The sequence below is a fragment of the Devosia honganensis genome (assembly GCF_042648785.1).
Classification (GTDB): domain Bacteria; phylum Pseudomonadota; class Alphaproteobacteria; order Rhizobiales; family Devosiaceae; genus Devosia; species Devosia honganensis.
In genome coordinates, this window is record NZ_JBHRYD010000013.1 from 268,481 (window position 1) to 286,799 (window position 18,319).

Annotated in this window: 16 protein-coding genes and 2 tRNA genes; 9 read left to right on the plus strand and 9 right to left on the minus strand. The window is 65.4% G+C overall.

Features of this window, described 5'->3' with window-relative positions:
• Positions 1-15: 15 nt before the first annotated feature.
• The 4 genes from ACFOOL_RS14445 to ACFOOL_RS14460 all read right to left on the minus strand — a co-directional run bounded on the left by ACFOOL_RS14445 (position 16) and on the right by ACFOOL_RS14460 (position 5,647).
• Positions 16-2,769 carry a valine--tRNA ligase gene (locus tag ACFOOL_RS14445; RefSeq protein WP_380097947.1) on the minus strand — a complete coding sequence of 918 codons (2,754 nt, stop codon included), beginning with the start codon at positions 2,767-2,769 and terminating at the stop codon, positions 16-18.
• A gap of 266 nt (positions 2,770-3,035) precedes the next feature.
• Complete coding sequence (locus tag ACFOOL_RS14450; protein ID WP_380097948.1) at positions 3,036-3,743, minus strand: DUF2497 domain-containing protein; 708 nt, start codon at positions 3,741-3,743, stop codon at positions 3,036-3,038.
• Positions 3,744-3,918: 175 nt separating this feature from the next.
• On the minus strand, positions 3,919-5,310 hold the full coding sequence (locus ACFOOL_RS14455; protein ID WP_380097949.1) for a TolC family outer membrane protein: 1,392 nt from the start codon (positions 5,308-5,310) through the stop codon (positions 3,919-3,921).
• A 263-nt stretch (positions 5,311-5,573) separates the two neighbouring features.
• Positions 5,574-5,647: transfer RNA gene (locus ACFOOL_RS14460), tRNA-Cys, on the minus strand.
• 128 nt (positions 5,648-5,775) lie between these two features.
• Between ACFOOL_RS14460 and ACFOOL_RS14465 the strand changes: the two genes are divergently transcribed.
• From ACFOOL_RS14465 to ACFOOL_RS14505, 9 genes are all read left to right on the plus strand, one after another.
• The gene (locus ACFOOL_RS14465) at positions 5,776-6,084 is read left to right on the plus strand and encodes a hypothetical protein (RefSeq protein WP_380097950.1); all 309 of its coding nucleotides are present in this window, start codon (positions 5,776-5,778) and stop codon (positions 6,082-6,084) included.
• Between the two features lie 57 nt (positions 6,085-6,141).
• Positions 6,142-6,585, plus strand: coding sequence for a PPC domain-containing DNA-binding protein (locus tag ACFOOL_RS14470; RefSeq protein WP_380097951.1), 444 nt, complete (start codon positions 6,142-6,144; stop codon positions 6,583-6,585).
• 93 nt (positions 6,586-6,678) lie between these two features.
• Complete coding sequence (locus ACFOOL_RS14475; protein WP_380097953.1) at positions 6,679-6,900, plus strand: hypothetical protein; 222 nt, start codon at positions 6,679-6,681, stop codon at positions 6,898-6,900.
• 113 nt (positions 6,901-7,013) lie between these two features.
• Positions 7,014-7,089, plus strand: a tRNA-Asn gene (locus tag ACFOOL_RS14480).
• Positions 7,090-7,186: 97 nt separating this feature from the next.
• On the plus strand, positions 7,187-8,407 hold the full coding sequence (locus ACFOOL_RS14485) for an MFS transporter (protein ID WP_380097954.1): 1,221 nt from the start codon (positions 7,187-7,189) through the stop codon (positions 8,405-8,407).
• Positions 8,404-8,850 carry an SRPBCC family protein gene (locus tag ACFOOL_RS14490; RefSeq protein WP_380097955.1) on the plus strand — a complete coding sequence of 149 codons (447 nt, stop codon included), beginning with the start codon at positions 8,404-8,406 and terminating at the stop codon, positions 8,848-8,850. The genes ACFOOL_RS14485 and ACFOOL_RS14490 overlap by 4 nt, the downstream gene beginning before the upstream one ends.
• Before the next feature lie 176 nt (positions 8,851-9,026).
• Complete coding sequence (locus ACFOOL_RS14495; RefSeq protein ID WP_380097957.1) at positions 9,027-10,076, plus strand: cysteine synthase A; 1,050 nt, start codon at positions 9,027-9,029, stop codon at positions 10,074-10,076.
• A gap of 200 nt (positions 10,077-10,276) precedes the next feature.
• Complete coding sequence (gene cls / locus ACFOOL_RS14500; RefSeq protein ID WP_380097958.1) at positions 10,277-11,728, plus strand: cardiolipin synthase; 1,452 nt, start codon at positions 10,277-10,279, stop codon at positions 11,726-11,728.
• Positions 11,729-11,735: 7 nt separating this feature from the next.
• Positions 11,736-12,455, plus strand: coding sequence for an alanyl-tRNA editing protein (locus ACFOOL_RS14505; RefSeq protein ID WP_380097960.1), 720 nt, complete (start codon positions 11,736-11,738; stop codon positions 12,453-12,455).
• A gap of 128 nt (positions 12,456-12,583) precedes the next feature.
• On the opposite strand, the gene ACFOOL_RS14510 is transcribed toward ACFOOL_RS14505, so the two are convergent.
• The 5 genes from ACFOOL_RS14510 to ACFOOL_RS14530 form a co-directional block, all read right to left on the minus strand.
• Positions 12,584-13,870 carry a hemolysin family protein gene (locus tag ACFOOL_RS14510; RefSeq protein ID WP_380097961.1) on the minus strand — a complete coding sequence of 429 codons (1,287 nt, stop codon included), beginning with the start codon at positions 13,868-13,870 and terminating at the stop codon, positions 12,584-12,586.
• A gap of 125 nt (positions 13,871-13,995) precedes the next feature.
• The gene (der, locus tag ACFOOL_RS14515) at positions 13,996-15,438 is read right to left on the minus strand and encodes a ribosome biogenesis GTPase Der (protein ID WP_380097962.1); all 1,443 of its coding nucleotides are present in this window, start codon (positions 15,436-15,438) and stop codon (positions 13,996-13,998) included.
• 26 nt (positions 15,439-15,464) lie between these two features.
• Positions 15,465-16,235 (minus strand): tetratricopeptide repeat protein, encoded by a 771-nt coding sequence (locus tag ACFOOL_RS14520; protein ID WP_380097963.1) that lies wholly within the window; start codon positions 16,233-16,235, stop codon positions 15,465-15,467.
• Positions 16,236-16,312: 77 nt separating this feature from the next.
• Positions 16,313-17,335 (minus strand): amino acid ABC transporter substrate-binding protein, encoded by a 1,023-nt coding sequence (locus tag ACFOOL_RS14525; protein ID WP_380097964.1) that lies wholly within the window; start codon positions 17,333-17,335, stop codon positions 16,313-16,315.
• Positions 17,336-17,448: 113 nt separating this feature from the next.
• The gene (locus tag ACFOOL_RS14530) at positions 17,449-18,198 is read right to left on the minus strand and encodes an amino acid ABC transporter ATP-binding protein (RefSeq protein ID WP_380098023.1); all 750 of its coding nucleotides are present in this window, start codon (positions 18,196-18,198) and stop codon (positions 17,449-17,451) included.
• Positions 18,199-18,319 lie beyond the last annotated feature (121 nt).

Here is an 18,319-nt window from a genome sequence, read left to right on the forward strand (position 1 = left end):
CTGCCGGGCCCCGGTTCAGCTCAACCGCTTCAGTGCTTCGAGGATCTTTTCCCGGCGCGCCATGGCGGCGTCGCGGCGGGATTTCTGCTCCTCGATCACCTCCTCGGGCGCCTTGGCGACGAATTGCTCGTTGGAGAGTTTCTTGTCGATCTGGGCGATCTCGGCGTCGAGCTTGCCGATGTCTTTTTCGAGCCGGGCCTTTTCGGCGCCCAGATCGATCACCCCGGCCAGCGGCAGGGCGAAAGTTGCCTCGCCGACCACGAATTGTGCCGACTCGCCGGGCACCTCGCTGCGCGGGGAAATCTCCTCGAGCCGGGCGAGGCGCGAAATCAGCGCGGTGCCGGCGACGAGACGGGCCAGCGTCTGCTCCCCTGCCCCGGTCACTACCAGTTGCAGCCGGGCGCCGGCGGGCACGTTCATCTCGGCGCGCACCGAGCGGATATTGGAAATGACGTCGATCAGCCATGCAAGCTCGGCATCGGCTTCGCTATCCTCGAGACCGGAAAGATCCGGCCATTCGGCCAGGATCAGCATGGTCTCGCGGGCCGGGCCGGACTTGCCGGTTTCCGCCCACAATTCCTCGGTGACGAAGGGCATCATGGGATGGAGCATGACCAGAATCCGGTCGAGCGCCCAGGCGGCAGTGGCGCGTGTCTCGGCCCGGGCCGCCTCGTCCTCGCCGCCGAATACCGGCTTGGCGAACTCCACATACCAGTCGCAGAATGTGCCCCAGACGAATTCATAGGCGGCATTGGCGGCTTCGTTGAACTTGTAGTCCTCGATGCCGGCGCGCACCTCCGCCAGGGCGCGGGCGGTGGCGCCGACGATCCAGCGATTGAGCGGCAGCCGGTTGGCGCGCGGATCGTAGTCGGCGACGCGGCGGGCCTCGTTCAGCTCGAGGAAACGCGCCGCGTTCCAGAGCTTGGTGACAAAATTGCGATAACCCTCCACCCGGCCGATGGCGAGCTTGAGGTCGCGCCCCTGCGCCGCCATGGCGGCCAGGGTGAAGCGGGTGGCATCGGCGCCATATTCGTCGATGAGCTGGAGCGGGTCGATGACATTGCCCCGGGTCTTCGACATCTTCTGGCCCTTCTCGTCGCGGACCAAGGCGTGCATGTAAACGGTGTGGAACGGTTCCTCGTCGAGGAATTCGAGCCCCATCATCATCATCCGGGCGACCCAGAAGAAGATGATGTCAAAACCCGTGACCAGAACGTCAGTCGGATAATAGCGCTTGAGCTCGGGCGTCTCGTCCGGCCAGCCCAACGTCGAAAAGGGCCAGAGCGCCGAGGAAAACCAGGTGTCGAGCACGTCCGGATCGCGGGTCAGCTCGACCGGCTTGCCATAGTGCCGGTCGGCGGCCTCCTGCGCTTCTTCCACGCCATGGGCGACGAAGGCCTCGCCGTCCGGCCCGTACCAGGCCGGAATCTGGTGGCCCCACCAGAGCTGGCGCGAGATGCACCAGGGCCGGATATTCTCCAGCCAGGCGAAATAGGTGTTCTCATATTGCTGGGGCACGAATTTGGTGCGCCCCTCGCGCACCGAGGCCAGGGCCGGCTCGGCCAGCACTTCGGCCTTCACCCACCACTGGTCGGTCAGGAACGGCTCGATGACCACCTGCTTGGACTTTTCGTCATGCGGGACCATGATCTTCTTGTCTTCGATGTGGTCGAGCCCGCGCGCGGAGTTTTCCTCCGCCAGCGCCACAAGGTCGGCAACGATCGCCTTGCGCGCCTCGAAACGATCGAGGCCGCGATATTTCTCGGGAGTGAAATCGGCATCGAGGATGGCGCCATGGGCGGTGAAGACGTTGATGGCTTCAAGTCCGTTGCGAGAGCCTACCTCGAAGTCGTTGAAATCATGAGCCGGGGTGATCTTCACCGCGCCGCTGCCCAGAGCCGGGTCGGCATAGTCGTCGGCAACGATGGGAATGCGGCGCCCCACCAGTGGCAATTCGACGAATTTGCCCACGAGGCCCCGATAGCGCTCGTCCTCGGGATGCACGGCAACGCCGCTGTCGCCCAGCATGGTTTCGGGGCGCGTGGTGGCGACGACGATATAGTCGCGCGTCTCGTGGCCGGTGACTTTGCCCTCCTCGTCGGTGATCGGGAATTGGTAGGTCACACCATCGGCCAGCGGATAGCGCAGGTGCCACATATGGCCCTTGACCTCGATATTCTCGACCTCGAGGTCGGAAATCGCGGTTTCGAGGCCCGGATGCCAGTTCACCAGCCGCTTGGCGCGATAGATGAGCCCGCGCTTGTGCAATTCGACGAAGACCTTGGTGACGGCGCGCACCATCTGGTCGTCCGGCTGGCCCGCCGCGCCCATGGTGAAGCGCTCGCGTGAAAAGTCGGCGGAGGCGCCGAGGCGCTTCAACTGGTTCATGATGGTGCCGCCGCTTTCGGCCTTCCATTCCCAGACGCGCTCGATGAATTTCTCGCGGCCCATGGTCCGGCGGTCGAGCTGCTTTTCGGCAAGCTGGCGCTCGACGATCATCTGGGTGGCGATGCCGGCATGGTCGGTGCCCGGCTGCCAGAGCACGTCCTTCTTCAACATGCGGTTGAAGCGGATCAGAATGTCCTGGATGGTGTTGTTGAGCGCGTGGCCAATATGCAGCGAGCCGGTCACATTGGGCGGCGGAATGACTATAGTGAAGGTCTCGGCCCCGGGCTTCGCCCCTGCCCCGGCCGCAAAGGCATCCGCCTCGAGCCAGGCATCGTAGATGCGGCTTTCCACGGCGGCGGGTTCATAGGTCTTTTCAAGCATCGGTCACTCGCAACAGCAGCCACCCGCCTGGAAGTGGCGGGCCGGAAATCGGTCGGCCGACTTCAAGCAAATGCGCCATGCCGGGTCAACAGAAAGGCGGTTAGCCCCGCGCGGATTTGTCAGAGGATGGCGGGCGGCGGGCGAAAGCGGGCGCAATCGAGCGTAGTTCGATGGGATCGCCATGGGGGCCGCGCGGGTACGGCAGCGCGGGAAGAGGCCCTCGGGCCGAGCCCCGAGGGCAGCATTGGAGGTGGGTGTGTTAGAAATTACTCCCCGCGGGCGATGCGGGAGATTTCCTTTTCCACCATGCGCTCGACCACGGAGGGCAGGTTTTCGTCCAGCCATTCCTTGAGCATGGGTCGCAGCAGGTCGCGCATCATCGCCTCGATGGTGAGGCCAGGATTGCCTATGCCCAGCGCGCTGAGCTTGCCGATGGAGCTGCGCACGGCGGCGCGGGTGGCCGGCTCGAGCAGTTCGTCGGCGATGTCGTCGGTCAGCGTGGGATCGGGAAGCGGTGCAGCTTCCGCGGGCGCGGGCCGCGGAGCGGGTTCCAGCTCGGGCGCCGCCTGTTCCATGACCGGCTCGGGTGCGGGTTCCATGACCGGTTCGAGCTCGGGCGCCTTGGGCGGCAGCGGGTCGAAGCTGGGCAGGTCGTCCCCGGCGTCAAAGGCGACGTCCTCGGGCTCCACCAGTTCCGGCGCGCCGGCTTCCGCCTCGCTTTCGGTGTCGGCAAGGATGGCATCGAAGCTGACATCGTCGCCGTCCTCTTCGTCCCCGACGATCTGCGAAGGCGAGAGCGCCAGCGGCTCGTCATCGTCCAGCATGTCGCTGAAATCGCGATCCTCGTCGGCGAGAGCCCGGGCGGGGGCGGCCTGCATCGGCGGCGGGGCCGCCTGGACGGAGGGCCGGCGCGGCGCCCCGGCGGCATCGTCGTCCGCGATGATCTGTCGGATGGACGAGAGAATTTCATCCATCGACGGTTCTTTGGGAGCCGGCTTGTTCATCAGTGCCTCTTACTCATGCGCCCGATCGGCAGCGGCGGCAATCGCGCCGCGCCACCTGATTCGTTAATTTCAGCTTAGCCGCAAGAGGCCGGATAAGGAATCGCCCCCAGACCGGAACTATCGCTTCTTCCCCGGAAAATCGGGATCACTCCACGACGGTGCGCAATTCCTGCCAGACGTCCTCGACCGCCTGGGTATAGGGCACGGCGGTCTTGATCTCGACCGCCAACCCCAGATCGCGCGCCGTCAGCCGGCCCATGGCGTTGAGCAGGGAGAAGGTGGCGATGGTCTTGTTGCTCGAGGCGTTGATGAGGCTTTCGCGCGCCGTGGTGAGGTCGGCCTGCGCATTGAGCACGTCGAGCGTGGTGCGGGTGCCCAGATCGCGCTCCTGGATCACGCCCTCGAGCACGGTATTGCTGGAGGACACGGCGGCCTGCGCCGCCTGGATCTGCGCATCGGCGCTCTGGATGCCGGACCAGGCGGAAATGACCGCCTCGCGAATCTGGTCATAGGCGGACATGGCGTCCACTTCCGACTTGATCTGCTCGAGATTGGCCTTGCGCACCGCCGAGCCGATCCGGCCGCCCGAATAGATGGGAATGGAGACCTGGAAGCCCAAAGAGGCGGACCAGCCGCCGGTGCCGGCGCCGCCGCGATTGCTCTGGCTCCAATTGGTGCCGAGGCTGCCGCTGACGCTCGCGGTGGGCCCGCCCGCCGCCTGCGCGGCATCGCTCCCGGCCTGCGCGGCGCGGATGCCGGCCTTGGCCAGAAGGATTGCCGGATGGCCGAGTTCAGCCTCGCCCAGCGCCGCCTCCAACGTCCGGGGAATGAGATTGCCGTAATTATGGCCGGGGCTGAGATTTTGCGGCCGCGCGCCGACATAGCGCTGGAAGGTGGCCTGGCTGGTCTCGAGCGTGCCCTGGGCGGCCCGATAGGCAGCCTGGCCCTGCGCCAGGCGAGCCTGCGCCTGCGCCACGTCGATCCTGGTGCCCTCGCCTACATCGAGCCGGTCCTGCGCCGATTGCAGCTGCGCCTCGAAGAAGCGCAGGTTCTCCTCGCGCAACGCCAGCAATTCGCGCCCGCTCAGCACCGCCATATAGGCCTGCACCACCTGCAGAAGCACGTTCTGTTCGGTATTACGCAACTGGTATTCCGCCGCCTCGGCGCCGGCCCGGGCCGCCTCGATCTGCGCGTCGGTCTGGAAATTGTCGAAAATGGTCTGGTTGTAGGAGAGGCCCGCCTGCAACTGGCTCGAGGACACCGGATGGTCCCCCAGCAGCAGCGCCTGGCCGCTGGCATTGGAAAAACTCTGCGTGCCGCCGATGCTGGCCCCCACCGTGGGCAGCTTGCCCGACTTGGCCTGCACGATGTTTTCGGCGGAAGCCTTGGCGCTCAGCAGCGCCGCCTGCAAGTCCGGCGCATGCTCATAGGCGGCGGTCAGGGCTTGGGTGATGGATTGCGCCTGGGCGGCCCCGCTGGAGGTACAGGCCACGATCACGGCAAGCGCGCTCGCCCTCAAAATCCCGCGATACTTCATGCAACGGCCTCCAGGTCCCACTACACTAATGCCGGCCAGATGGGATAGACAACCGAGCCAGGCAATCCCTAACAAACTTTAATCCGCTGTTCATGCTGCGGCGTTACCGGAGAGCAACAGCACGGGGGCCGGCCATGCCCCTCCGGCATATGCCGGACGTGAATATGGCAAGGCCGGGCGCAAGGCAACAAACATCGGCTCGCCGCGCGCGCTTTTCGCATCGCCGGCAGTCGCGTTTCCTGGGATTGCGGGGAAAAGCTGGTTGGAGGCCGCGTCCGGAATTGAACCGGAGTACACGGATTTGCAATCCGCTGCGTAACCACTCCGCCACGCGGCCTCTAGGCGCCCTGTACCTATTTCACCTCAGGCACTTATGCAATAGACTGGAACGGCCGCCGTGAATTTTCCCGATAGAGCGCCGGCAAGGCCCGCCCGGGCGCCGCGCCGGCGATCGAGGAGGAATGGATGAACGTCTCCAATCTGCAATTGCAGGGGCTTTACCTGGCCATCGCGGCCATCAACAACGCGCTGGTGGCCAAGGGGGTGCTGAGCCGGGAGGAGATCGACCTGGCTCTCCAGCGCGCCGAGCAGACCGCACTGGGCGACGACCGGCTGGTCGAGGACATGAGCTCCGCCAGCCGCGATGCGGTGGCCTTTCCGGCACGGCTGCTCATGCTGGCCAACAACAGCGCCTCCGAGACCGAGATCGCCACTTTTTCCGAACTGGCGAAACTGGTGGGACAGACCAAGGGGCGTTATCCCGACGAGGTCTAGACCGGAACCCCATCCCCCTGCCGCGGGTTAGGAAATCGAACGGCAGCGAGGGACGGCATGAAAAGCAAGCTCATTCACGACGCCGATGGCGGGCAGACCTACGCCGTCATCCTGGAAACCGGCGACGAAGTCATGGAGTGCCTCAAGAGCTTCGCGGCGGAGAAAAAGCTGAGCGCCGCCAGCTTCAAGGCCATCGGCGCGTTCGAGACGGCGACCCTGGCCTTTTTCGACTGGCAGGAAAAGAATTATCACGACATCCATGTCGACGAGCAGGTGGAGGTGGCCTCGCTCACCGGCGATATCGCGGCGGGGCCGGACGGCGCCCCGGCGGTTCACGCCCATGCCGTGCTGGGCACCTCCAGCGGTAGGGCCATCGCCGGCCATGTCGCCAGCGGCATCGTGCGGCCCACGCTCGAGATCATCCTCACCGAGGCCCCCGCCCATCTGCGCAAGCGCTTCCACCCCGAAGTCGGCCTGGCGCTGATCGATCCCTCGCTTTAAGGACACCCGCTCATCCGGCTCGGTTGCCAAGCCGCCGATTTTTGAGGATATGGTCGGCAGGGGCGGTCTGGACAGCCTGGCGCGGGATGGCGGATGCAGTTCAAGGTGACCTCGGCCTATTATGACGAGGCCAGCAAATATCTGGTCTATACGGCCAGCGGCGGCCATGAGGGCGCGCGCTATACGGTGTCCTCGCGGGTGAAATGCCTCAAGGCGCCAACGACGCCGGAACGCCTGCACATGGTGGTGCTGCTGGCGCTGGTCGACCAGTTCAAGCGCCCCAGCCCCTCGGGCACGCGCCGCTGGGGCCTCTGAGCCGGAAAGGAAGGGGCGCGACAAATATTTCACGGCGGGCGGATTGAGGGCTTGGCAAACCGCATCAGTTTGGGTACACGGACCTCGCCTTCGCAACGGAAGGCGCGCAATGTTCCGCGATAGCTCAGTTGGTAGAGCGTTCGACTGTTAATCGAATGGTCGCTGGTTCGAGTCCAGCTCGCGGAGCCATTTCTTTCCCAAATCGCCGATATTCGCGCCGGACGATTGCCCTTGCGGCTATGGCGGGGTAGGACGGGACGATCCGTTTTCCCACTCGATTATTTCCATGACCACGATTTCGTCCAGCCCTGCGCCGGATGCGCAGCGCACCGCCTTGTCCATCATCCTGGCCGTCAGCGGCGCGCATCTGCTCAACGACCTGCTGCAATTCCTGCTGCCGGTGCTCTACCCGCTGCTCAAGGAGAATTACGGCCTCTCCTATTTGCAGATCGGCCTGCTCACCCTGGGCCAGCAGATCACCGCCTGCATATTGCAGCCCGCCTTCGGGCTGTCGGGCGACCTCAAGCCCAAGCCCTACTGGCTGGCGCTCGCCATGGCCCTGGTCGGGGCGGGAGTGGCGATGCTCGCCGCGGCCAACGGCTTCTGGCTGCTGTTCGCCGCCGCGGTGGTGATGGGGACCGGCTCGGCGCTGTTCCACCCCGAAGCCTCGCGAGTGGCGCGCATGGCGTCGGGCGGGCGGCTGGGATTCGCCCAGTCGCTGTTCCAGGTGGGCGGCAATGCCGGCACGGCGCTCGGCCCGCTGGCCGCGGCGCTGATCCTGTTCCCGCTGGGCCAGTCGAGCGTCTTCGCCTTCGTCCTCGTCGCCATTGCCGGCCTGTTGCTGATGCTGCATGTGGGCCGCTGGTTCGCCGGGCACCAGCGCCAGGCGGCCGGCCGCCCCAAGGTGGCGCCGGCCCGGCCGGCCCTGCCGCGCCAGCGTCTCGTCCTCGCCTTCGTGGTGATCGGCGCGCTGCTGCTGAGCAAGTTCATCTATATCGAGGGGCTCAAGAGCTATTACACCTTCTTCCTCATCGAGAAATTCGCCGTCTCGGCGCAGGAGGCGCAATATTACCTGTTCGCATTCCTGGGCGCCGTGGCCGCCGGCACGTTTTTCGGCGGACCGATCGGGGACCGCTACGGCCGCCTCGCGGTGATCTGGGTGTCGATCCTGGGGGCGCTGCCCTTCACCCTCGCCCTGCCCTATCTCGACCTGTTCTGGACCGCGGTGATGAGCGTCATGGTGGGGCTCATCCTCTCCTCGGCCTTCTCGGCCATGGTGGTCTATGCCCAGGAACTGGTGCCCGGCAAGGTCGGCATGATTGCCGGCTTCGTCTTCGGCTTCGCCTTCGGCATCGGTGCGCTGGGCGCGGCGGTGATGGGCGCCTTGGCCGACTGGATCGGCATGATCGCCGTATTCCAGATTTGCGCATTCCTGCCCGCATTGGGTATCCTGACGGTGATGCTGCCGAAAACGGCGGAACTGCACCGGGAGATGGTTCCGGCATGAGCAATGGCATGGACGGCGAAAGCCAGATCACCCTGACCCGTACTATCGCGGCCAATGTCTCCGACGTGTTCTCGGCCTGGACCGACCCGGCCCTGATCGAGCAATGGCAGGCCGACGAGGCCGAATTCGACGCCTTCGAGGGCGGCCATTACCGCTTTCTCACCTATGCCGACGACGATGACGAGACCGACTACGAGGTCAGCGGCGAGGTCCTGACCTTCCGCGAGGACGAAAGGCTGGTGCTGTCCTGGGTCTACAAGGACGACGAGGACGACACCGAGATGATCTTCGTCATCGATATCGCCTTCGAGGCGCTCGAGGGGGACAATACCCGCCTCACTCTCACCGAGCGCGGCCTGCCCCATGAGGATGCGCAGACCCGCATCTTCTCCATGGAGGCCTGGAGCGAGGCGCTGGAGAATCTGGCCGAGGTGATGGAGTAGCGGACCGCGCGAACGGTTCCCTGCGAAAACTTATTCCCCGCGGCGGCATGCCGGCGGCCGCCGCTTGCGCATTGCCCGCGGCCCGGGAAAAGCCGTGCCGCGCGGGCCGGTCAGGCCTTGCGGGCCCCTCGCCCCGCCCCTACGATAAGTGCCTGATCCTTCGATATTAGAAATCCATGGCCAAGCACGAAGACCTCATCTCCGCCATCGGCAACACGCCGCTGATCCGCCTCAACCGCGTCTCCACGCTCACCGGATGCGAAATCTGGGGCAAGGCCGAATTCCTCAATCCGGGCCAGTCGGTCAAGGACCGGGCGGCGCTCTTCATCATCCACGACGCGGTCAAGTCCGGCAGGCTGAAGCCCGGCGGCACCATCGTCGAAGGTACGGCTGGCAATACCGGCATCGGGCTGACGCTGGTAGCCAATTCGCTCGGTTTCAAGTCGGTGATCGTCATCCCCGAGACCCAGAGCCAGGAAAAGAAGGATGCGCTGCGCCTTTACGGCGCCGAGCTGATCGAGGTCCCGGCCAAGCCCTACAAGAACCCCAACAACTACATCAAGGTATCGGGGCGGCTGGCGGAAAAGCTAGACGCCGAACTGCCCAATGGCGCCGTCTGGGCCAACCAGTTCGACAATGTGTCCAATCGCCGTGCCCATGCCGAAACCACGGGGCCGGAAATCTGGACCCAGACCAATGGCCGCATCGACGGCTTTATCTGCGCGGTAGGCTCGGGGGGGACGCTGGCGGGCGTCGCCGAGGCACTGCGCGCCCGTAATCCCGAGATCAAGATCGGCCTTGCCGATCCCGAGGGGGCTGCGCTTTACGAATATTACGCCCATGGGACGCTGAAATCCTCGGGCAATTCCATCACCGAAGGGATCGGCCAGGGGCGCATCACCGCCAATCTGGAAGGGCTCGAGGTGGACCTGCCCTACCAGATCCCTGACGCCGAGGCCCTGCCCTATATCTACGACCTGCTGGAGCGCGAGGGCCTGTGCCTGGGCGGCTCCAGCGCCATCAACATCGCCGGCGCGGTGCGCATGGCGCGCGATCTGGGGCCGGGCAAAACCATCGTCACCATGCTGTGCGACTACGGCAACCGCTATGCCAGCAAGCTGTTCAACCCCGATTTCCTCCGCGCCAGGGACCTGCCCGTCCCTGCCTGGATGGACGCCCGCCCGCCCATCGACATTTCCAGCGTGATGGAGCCGGAACCGGCCTGAATTTATAAGGTCCGGCGCCGGCCGATCGCGCGTTTCGGCTTGCCCTGGCATCGGCCGGCGCATGGAGGATCGCCTCCTGGGGTGACAAGCGCAGGAGTATTCCCATCCGCTGCTTTCTGAAATTCCTTCGGCGCCAACAGGAGGATTGCCGCGCCGCCCCGGCCTGATAGAGTGCCCCCGCGAAGCGCTGAAGGATCGAAGTGTTCGGCATAGACGATATTCTGTCGGCCCTCGTGGCGGATCTGCATCTGGTGGCGCTGATCATGGGCGCCATCTATCTGCTGGCCATCGTCTGCGCCATTCGCGAAATCCTCAATTCGCGCACCTCGCAGGGCTCCATCGCCTGGCTGTTGTCGCTGATCCTGCTGCCGATCCCCACCGTGCTGCTCTATCTCATCTTCGGCTGGAAGCTGTTCGACGACTATGCCACCGACCGCATGCAGAACGGTCGCGCCGACCGGCCATTGCGGGCGCGGGACCTGGCGCTGATCGACCGGGAGACCGATGCGAAATGGCCGGTGCAGGTGGCCGTCTCGGAACTGCCGTTCCTCAAGGGCAACGAGGTCGAGCTGCTGATCGACGGCAAGGCGACGTTCGAGTCCATCTTCGCCGGTATCGATGCAGCCGAAACCTATCTGCTGGTGCAGTTCTATATCGTGCGCGACGACCGGCTGGGGCAGGAATTGGCCGAGCGGCTGATCGCAAAGGCGAAATCCGGGGTGGCGGTCTATCTGCTCTATGACGATATCGGCAGCACCGGCATGCCCCGGCGCTTCCGGCGGGAGCTGCGCGAGGCCGGGGTGAAGGTCGCCGGCTTCAATCACCGCCACAAATTCCTGCGCTTTTACGGCCCCACCCGCATCAACTACCGCAACCACCGCAAGATCGTGGTGGCCGACGGCACCCACGCCTGGGTGGGTGGGCACAATGTGGGCGTCGAATATCTGGGCGAGAATCCCCGGGTGGGGCATTGGCGCGACACCCACGTCCGGGTGTCGGGACCGGCGGCGCTGGGCTGCGCCCTGCTGTTCCGCGAGGACTGGGAATGGGCGACGGGTGAATTGCTGCCCAATGCACCGCCCAAGCAGCTCGAAACCTTCGGCGAGGAATCGGTGCTGGTGATGGGCAGCGGCCCGGCCGACAAGCTGGAGGAATGCGCTATCGCCTTCACCGACCTCATCGGGCGGGCGCGCGAGCGGCTATGGATCGTCAGTCCCTATTTCGTGCCCGACACCGATATCCGTACCGCCCTGTTCGCGGCGCGCCTGCGCGGGGTGGACGTGCGCATCATGCTGCCCGACAATCCCGACCACGCGCTGGTCTGGCTCGCCAGCATGGCCCATGCCGACGCCATGGTGGAACACGACATTTCGGTCTATCGCTATACGGACGGCTTCCTGCACCAGAAAGTGGTGTTGATGGACGACCGCATCGCCACCGTGGGCAGCGTCAATTTCGACAATCGCTCCTTCGCCATCAATTTCGAGATCACCCTGTGGTTCACCCATCCCGACACCATCGAGGCGGTGGAGAAGATGCTGCTGGCCGATTTCGAGGCCTGCCGTGAGGTCGGCCGCGCCGAGATCGAGAGCCGTCCCCTGCCCCTTTACGTCGCCACCCAGGCGGCGCGCCTGCTCTCTCCCGTATTGTGAGACCGAAATGACGCAATTCCTGTTTCGCGACGATGCCTATCTGCAATCGAGCGAAGCCCAAGTCACCGCAGTGACGCCCGATGGCGGCATCCTGCTCGACCGGACCGTCTTTTACGCCGCCTCGGGCGGCCAGCCGGGCGACAGCGGCAGGCTGGTGCGGGCGGATGGCAGCGTGCTCGCCATCGCCACCGCCGTCCATCCGGACGGCGACAAGACGCGGATCGTGCATGTCCCAGCCGAGGGGCAGTCCCCGCTCCGCGCCGGTGAGACGGTGCGCGCCGAGATCGACTGGGACCGCCGCCATCGGCTGATGCGCATGCATACCGCGCTGCACCTGCTCTCGGTGGCGTTCCCCTTTCCGGTCACCGGCGGGGCGGTGGGCGAGGACAAGGGCCGGCTCGACTTCGACATGCCCGAGGTCCCGGAAGACCTCGCCGCCATCGAAGCCCGGCTCAACGCCATGGTGAGCGCCGACCACGCCGTCACCACCGAATGGATCACCGACGCCGAGATGGAGGCCAAGCCCGACCTCATCAAGACCATGAAGGTCAAGCCGCCCATGGGGCAGGGCCGGGTGCGGCTGGTGCGCATCGGCCCGGTCGACCTGCAGCCCTGCGGCGGCACCCACGTGACCAGCACCAGCGAAATCGGCGCCCTTGCCCTGGGCCGGATCGAGAAGAAGGGCAGGCAGAACCGGCGCGTCAGCGTGGTTTTCGCGGAGGGGTAAGCCGGGAGGGGCCGGATATTTCCGTCGTCATTGCCGGGCTTGTCCCGGCAATCCGGCGAAGGTGAAGATGCCTCAGGACCACCCGAACAAGTCGGGTGGTGACGGTATTTCGCTTGACGGCGAAGGCTTTAGCTCGGCACCACCAGCGGCGAGACGAGGACCTTGTCGATGCGGTGGCCGTCGAGGTCCACGACCTCGAAACGCCAGCCTTCGTGCTCGAAGGTTTCGCCGATGGCCGGCAGGTGGTTGAGCTGGGAGAGCACGAAGCCGGCCAGCGTTTCGTAGCGCGCGTCCCTCGAGACGCTGAGCCGGAAACGTTCGCTGAAATCGTCGACGGGCATCCAGCCGGCGACCAGCCAGGAGCCGTCCTGGCGCTGCACCAGTGCCGGTTCGTCGCCGGGTTCGGCATTGTAGACGCCGGTGATCACCTCGAGCACGTCGCCATAGGTGATGATGCCTTCGAAATGGCCGTACTCGTCGACCACCAGAGCCATCTGGGCCGCCGAGGAGCGGATGGCCTCGACCACGTCGAGCGCATCGGCATGCTCCATCACCACGGGAGCGGGCTTGACCAGCTTGCGCAGATCCGGCCGCTGCCCGGCCACCAGTGCCGGCAGCAGATCGGCGAGCGAGAGCACGCCGAGGATGGAATCGGCGTCCCCTTCCTGCGCCAGCACCTTGGAATGAGTGGTGGCGAGGATGATTTCGAGATTCTCCTCGTAGGAATCCTCCAGATCGATCGCCACCACGTCGAGCCGCGGCGTCATCAGCCCCCGCGCCGAGCGGTCGGCGAGACGCATGACGCCCGAGATCATCGAATGTTCCTCGGTTTCAAAAACCCCGGCCGAGGTCGCCTCGGCGATGATGGTGCGCACCTCCTCCTCGGTGACCGAATCAGCCGATTCCCCCGCCTGCCCCAGAAGACGCAGCACGAACTTGCCCGAAATATCGAGCAGCCAGACGACAGGCGTGCCCACCAGGGCCAGTGCGGTCATCGGCAGCGCGACGCGCGAGGCGACGGCCTCGGGATTACGCAGGGCGATCTGCTTGGGCACCAGCTCGCCCAGGATCAGCGAGCCATAGGTGATGAGCACCACCACCACGCCGACGCCGCCGACATCGGCGACATTGGCCGGAACGCCCACCTCCCGCAGCCACACGCTGAGCCGCAGGCCTAGGGTGGCACCGGAAAAGGCGCCCGAGAGAATGCCCACGAGGGTGATGCCGATCTGCACGGAAGAAAGGAACCGGCCCGGCTCTTCCCCCAGCTTGATGGCGGCAGCGGCGCCCTTATTGCCCTGATCGGCCAGGACCTTGAGACGCGCGGAACGGGAGGAGACGACGGCCAGCTCAGACATGGCCAGGGCGCCGTTCACCAGAATCAGAACGACGACGATGAGGATTTCTGTAAGCAACAAAGTGCATTGCTGGCACGCCGCGACCAATGGCGGGGTGTTACGACGTGCGCACTATAGGGCAAGGCCCCAAGATGTGAATAGGCCCTTGTGTTCATCCCCGGCTTTGCCGCGGCGGCACCGGCCTATTTCTTGTTCACATAAGGGTTCTTGCCGCCGCGCAGCCACAGGCGGATCGGGGTTCCGGGCATGTCGAAGGCCGTGCGCAGGCCATTGACCAGATAGCGTTGATAAGCGGCGGGCACCGCATCGGGGCGCGAGGCGAAGACGATGAAGCTGGGGGGCCTGGTCTTGGCCTGCGTCATATAGCGCAGCTTGAGGCGACGGCCGGCAATGGCCGGCGGCGGATGCCCCTCGACCATGCCGGCAAGCCAGCGATTGAGCCGGGCGGTGGAAACATGGGAATTCCAGCTCCGCTCGATGGCGAAGATGGCATCCATGAGCCGGTCGATATTACGCCCGGTCAGCCCCGAAATGGTGACCAGCGGCACGCCGCGCAATTGCGGCAGCAGGCGTTCGCAGGCCTCGCGTAACTCGGCCAGGGTCCGGTTCTTGTCCTCGATCAGGTCCCATTTGTTGAGCGCGATGACCATGGCGCGGCCCTCCCGCTCAACGAGATCGGCCAGCGCCAGATCCTGCTTCTCGAAGGGAATGGTGGCATCGAGCAGCAACACCACCACCTCGGCATACTGGATGGAGCGCAGGCTGTCGCCCACCGCCAGCTTTTCCAGCTTGCCGGTGACGCGGGAGCGGCGGCGGATGCCGGCGGTGTCGACCAGGTTGATGGTGCGGCCCTGCCATTCCCAGGGCACGAGAATGCTGTCGCGGGTGATCCCCGCTTCGGGGCCGACGAGTACGCGGTCCGCGCCCACCATCTTGTTGACCAGGGTGGACTTGCCGGCATTGGGACGGCCGACAATGGCGATGTTGAGATAGCGGCGCGGATTCCAGCGCAGCGTGGCCTCGTCGCCCTCGCCTTCGAGCATGTCGGCAGTGATGTCGACATCTACCTCGGGCATGATATCGAGCGCATCGACCGCTTCCTCCGCCGCGGCGGCCTTGGCCTCGGCGGCCTTGTCGATGGCGGCAGAAACGATGGAATAGAGTTCGGACAGGCCCAGCCCGTGCTCGGCCGAAAGCGGGATCGGTTCGCCGAAGCCGAGCTTGAACGCCTCCACTAGCCCCGCCTCGGCCGCGCTGCTTTCGGCCTTGTTGCCGACCAGATGCACCGGCTTGCCGGCCTTGCGCAGCACCTGGGCGAAACGCTGGTCGAGCGGCACGACGCCGGCGCGGGCGTCGATCATGAACAGGATGACGTCGGCCTCGCGGATGGCCAGCTCGGTCTGCTGGCGCATGCGGTCCTCGAGACTGCCATCGCTGACATCCTCATAGCCGGCGGTGTCGAGCACGCGGAAGGTGAGGTCGGCGATGCGGCCCTCGGCCTCGCGGCGGTCGCGGGTGACGCCGGGCGTGTCATCGACAAGGGCGATCTTGCGACCCACCAGGCGGTTGAACAGGGTGGACTTGCCGACATTGGGACGGCCGACAATGGCAACGGTGACCGTCATCGCGGATTCCTTCGGGACAGCGCTGCCTATTCGGCCACCGGCTCGGCAGCGACCGGAGCCGCCTCTTCGTCGCCGGCCAGGGTCGGGGTGTCGCCGGCAACGACGCCATCCGATACCATCTGCGCTAGGTAGAAGGCCATGCGATTGCGGATGGAGGTCTGGGCCAGCGGGTCGTTGAGCACCGCCTCGAAACTGGCCTGGGCGGCGGCGGCATCGCCGGCACGGTACTGGGCGAGGCCCAGCAACTCGCGGGCGACGCGGCGCATATGGTTGTCGTCGGTGGCGATGGTGGCGATGCGCAATTCGACATCGGCCAGCGTGCCGTGGTCCACGAGCAGATTGGCGGCCAGCAGCAGGGCCAGCTCGCGCATGCGCGGATTGGACTGGCTGTTGGCCAGGGCGTCATAGGCAGAAACCGCGGCGGCGACGTCGCCCTCCTCGGCCAGCAGCGCCGCCTTGCGGAACTCGGCCAGCACCGGATAGCCGCCCGAGCCGTTGGAAACGAGCGCATCGAGCTGCGCCTGCGCCCCGGCCAGATCGCCCCGATCCGCCGCTTCGAGCGCCGCATAGAGTTCTTCGGAAGCGCTGGCCGAGCGGCTCTTGGTGTACCAGGACCAGCCTTCATTGGCCGCGACCAGCACCACGATGGCGACAGCCGCGCCGATGACGAAGGGGCCGAAGCGCCTCCACAGCGCCCGCATGCGGTCGCTGCGCAGTTCCTCGTCGATTTCGCGGAAGATATTGTCCTGGGACATGGCCGGCCTGAACTGGTTCGAAAGTGCGGGCAGCTTTATCATGCGTCCCTTGGATTGCAAACCGCGCGCAGCGGCGTGCGGGGCCCTTTGCGGCGACGGTCCGGCGAGGGCGAAACGATCTAGCGGATGGGCGGTGCGTAGAGCAGCCCGCCATTGGTCCAGAGCGCATTCTGCCCGCGCAGCATGGCGGCGCCGGTCTGGCTGCCGAAATGGCGGTCGTAGAGCTCGGAATAATTGCCCGCGGCCCGGATCGCGTCGGTCATGAAGGTCGGCCGCAGCCCGAGGGCGGCGCCGAAATCGCCCTCGATCCCTAAAATCCGCCGCACCGCATGGGTCCGAGCCGCCGACAGGGAATCGATGTTGAGGCTGGTGACCCCGACCTCCTCGGCGCTGATCAGGGCGAACAGCGTCCATCGCACGATGTCGAACCACTGATCGTCATTGTCCCGCACCACCGGCCCCAGCACCTCCTTGGAAATCCGCTCGGGCAGGATGCGGTGCAGGGCCGGATCGGGCAGCTCGCGCCTTATGGCCTGCAATTGCCGGCCCGAAGCCGAAATCACCTCGCACAGCCCGGCCCGGTAGGCGACGGCCAGATCGGCGGTTTCCTCATAGGCGACTTCGCGGAAACGCGTCTGGTTGGAGAAGAAGAATTCGTCGAGCGCCTCCAATTCGCCGAAACCATCGACGACGCAGATGCTCACATCGTCCAGCTCATAGGCCGAAACCACGCCCAGCGCCTGCGGCACGAGGAAGGACTGGCCATCGAAAAAGCTCGGCGCCACATAGCGCGCGCCATAGCGGATGTCGCGCCCGGTGGTCCAGGCGCCATTGCGCATCAGCACGTCCACCACCCCGGTCTGGAGCGGCGCGAACCGCGCCTCGCCGCGATAGGCGCGGAATTCGATGAGGTCCGGATTGCCGAAAATGGCGGCGGCCAGGGCCCGGCACAGATCGACGTCGAAACCCGACCAGCGGCCATCGGCATCCTGCTGGGAAAAACCGGCCAGCGGATTGCTCGACCCGCAAATGAGAAAGCCGCGCTGGCGCACGGTTTCAAGCGTCTGCGCGGCTGCGGGCTGCATCGACAGCGCGAACAGGAGCGCCGCCAGGAACAGCAATGGCTTGGGTGGCTTGAGCAAAATGCCGGCTTTCTTTCGTCTGTCCATATTGGCAGCAGGGCAAAACCGGTCAAGCCGAAGTCCGGGCGGCCCACCGAAAATTTATGACGCCGACCCCCTCGCCGCCCGCCGGATCAGTGCAGGATCTGGCCGAGGAAGAGCCGCGTGCGCTCGTGCCGCGGATTGGAGAAGAACTCCTCGGGATCGTTTTGCTCGATGATCTGGCCCTGATCCATGAAGATCACCCGGTTGGCCACCTGGCGGGCAAAACCCATTTCATGGGTGACGCAGATCATGGTCATGCCTTCCTCGGCGAGATTGATCATCACGTCCAACACCTCCTTGACCATTTCCGGATCCAGGGCGGAGGTCGGCTCGTCGAACAGCATGATCCGCGGCTGCATGCACAGCGACCGGGCGATGGCGACGCGCTGCTGCTGCCCGCCCGAAAGCTGGCTCGGATATTTGCCGGCCTGCTCCGGAATCTTGACGCGCTCCAGATAGTGCATGGCCGCATCCTCGGCCTCGGCCCTGGGCAGGCCGCGCACCCAGATGGGCGCCAGGGTAAGATTCTGCAGGATGGTCAGGTGCGGAAACAGGTTGAAGTGCTGGAACACCATGCCGACCTCGCGGCGCACCTCGTCGATGCGTTTGAGATCGGCGGTCAATTCGGTGCCGTTGACGATGATCCGGCCCTGCTGATGCTCCTCGAGCCGGTTCATGCAGCGGATGAGGGTCGACTTGCCCGAGCCCGAAGGGCCGGCGATGACGATGCGCTCGCCGCGCATCACCCGCAGATTGATGTCTCGCAGGACGTGGAACTCGCCATACCACTTGTGCATGGCGATGACATCGATGGCCACGTCGGTGTCGGAAGCCTGCATATTGCTGGTGTCGATCGCCCGGTCGGCGGTCACTTCGGAAGGCTGGCTCACCCGCATTACCTCTTGTGCCCGGTCTCCGGACGCCGCTCCATCTTATCGTCGCCGCGTCATTCTTGCAGGA

Bases quoted from the DNA above. Each gene is read 5' to 3' on its own strand.
- ACFOOL_RS14465 (WP_380097950.1), top strand. From the start codon at position 5,776: ATGAACGTCTCCAATCTGCAATTGCAGGGGCTTTACCTGGCCATCGCG.
- ACFOOL_RS14470 (WP_380097951.1), top strand. From the start codon at position 6,142: ATGAAAAGCAAGCTCATTCACGACGCCGATGGCGGGCAGACCTACGCC.
- ACFOOL_RS14485 (WP_380097954.1), top strand. From the start codon at position 7,187: ATGACCACGATTTCGTCCAGCCCTGCGCCGGATGCGCAGCGCACCGCC.
- ACFOOL_RS14445 (WP_380097947.1), bottom strand. From the start codon at position 2,769: ATGCTTGAAAAGACCTATGAACCCGCCGCCGTGGAAAGCCGCATCTAC.
- ACFOOL_RS14475 (WP_380097953.1), top strand. From the start codon at position 6,679: ATGCAGTTCAAGGTGACCTCGGCCTATTATGACGAGGCCAGCAAATAT.
- ACFOOL_RS14490 (WP_380097955.1), top strand. From the start codon at position 8,404: ATGAGCAATGGCATGGACGGCGAAAGCCAGATCACCCTGACCCGTACT.
- der (WP_380097962.1), bottom strand. From the start codon at position 15,438: ATGACGGTCACCGTTGCCATTGTCGGCCGTCCCAATGTCGGCAAGTCC.
- ACFOOL_RS14450 (WP_380097948.1), bottom strand. From the start codon at position 3,743: ATGGATGAAATTCTCTCGTCCATCCGACAGATCATCGCGGACGACGAT.
- ACFOOL_RS14505 (WP_380097960.1), top strand. From the start codon at position 11,736: ATGACGCAATTCCTGTTTCGCGACGATGCCTATCTGCAATCGAGCGAA.
- ACFOOL_RS14455 (WP_380097949.1), bottom strand. From the start codon at position 5,310: ATGAAGTATCGCGGGATTTTGAGGGCGAGCGCGCTTGCCGTGATCGTG.
- ACFOOL_RS14495 (WP_380097957.1), top strand. From the start codon at position 9,027: ATGGCCAAGCACGAAGACCTCATCTCCGCCATCGGCAACACGCCGCTG.
- ACFOOL_RS14530 (WP_380098023.1), bottom strand. From the start codon at position 18,198: ATGCAGGCTTCCGACACCGACGTGGCCATCGATGTCATCGCCATGCAC.
- ACFOOL_RS14520 (WP_380097963.1), bottom strand. From the start codon at position 16,235: ATGATAAAGCTGCCCGCACTTTCGAACCAGTTCAGGCCGGCCATGTCC.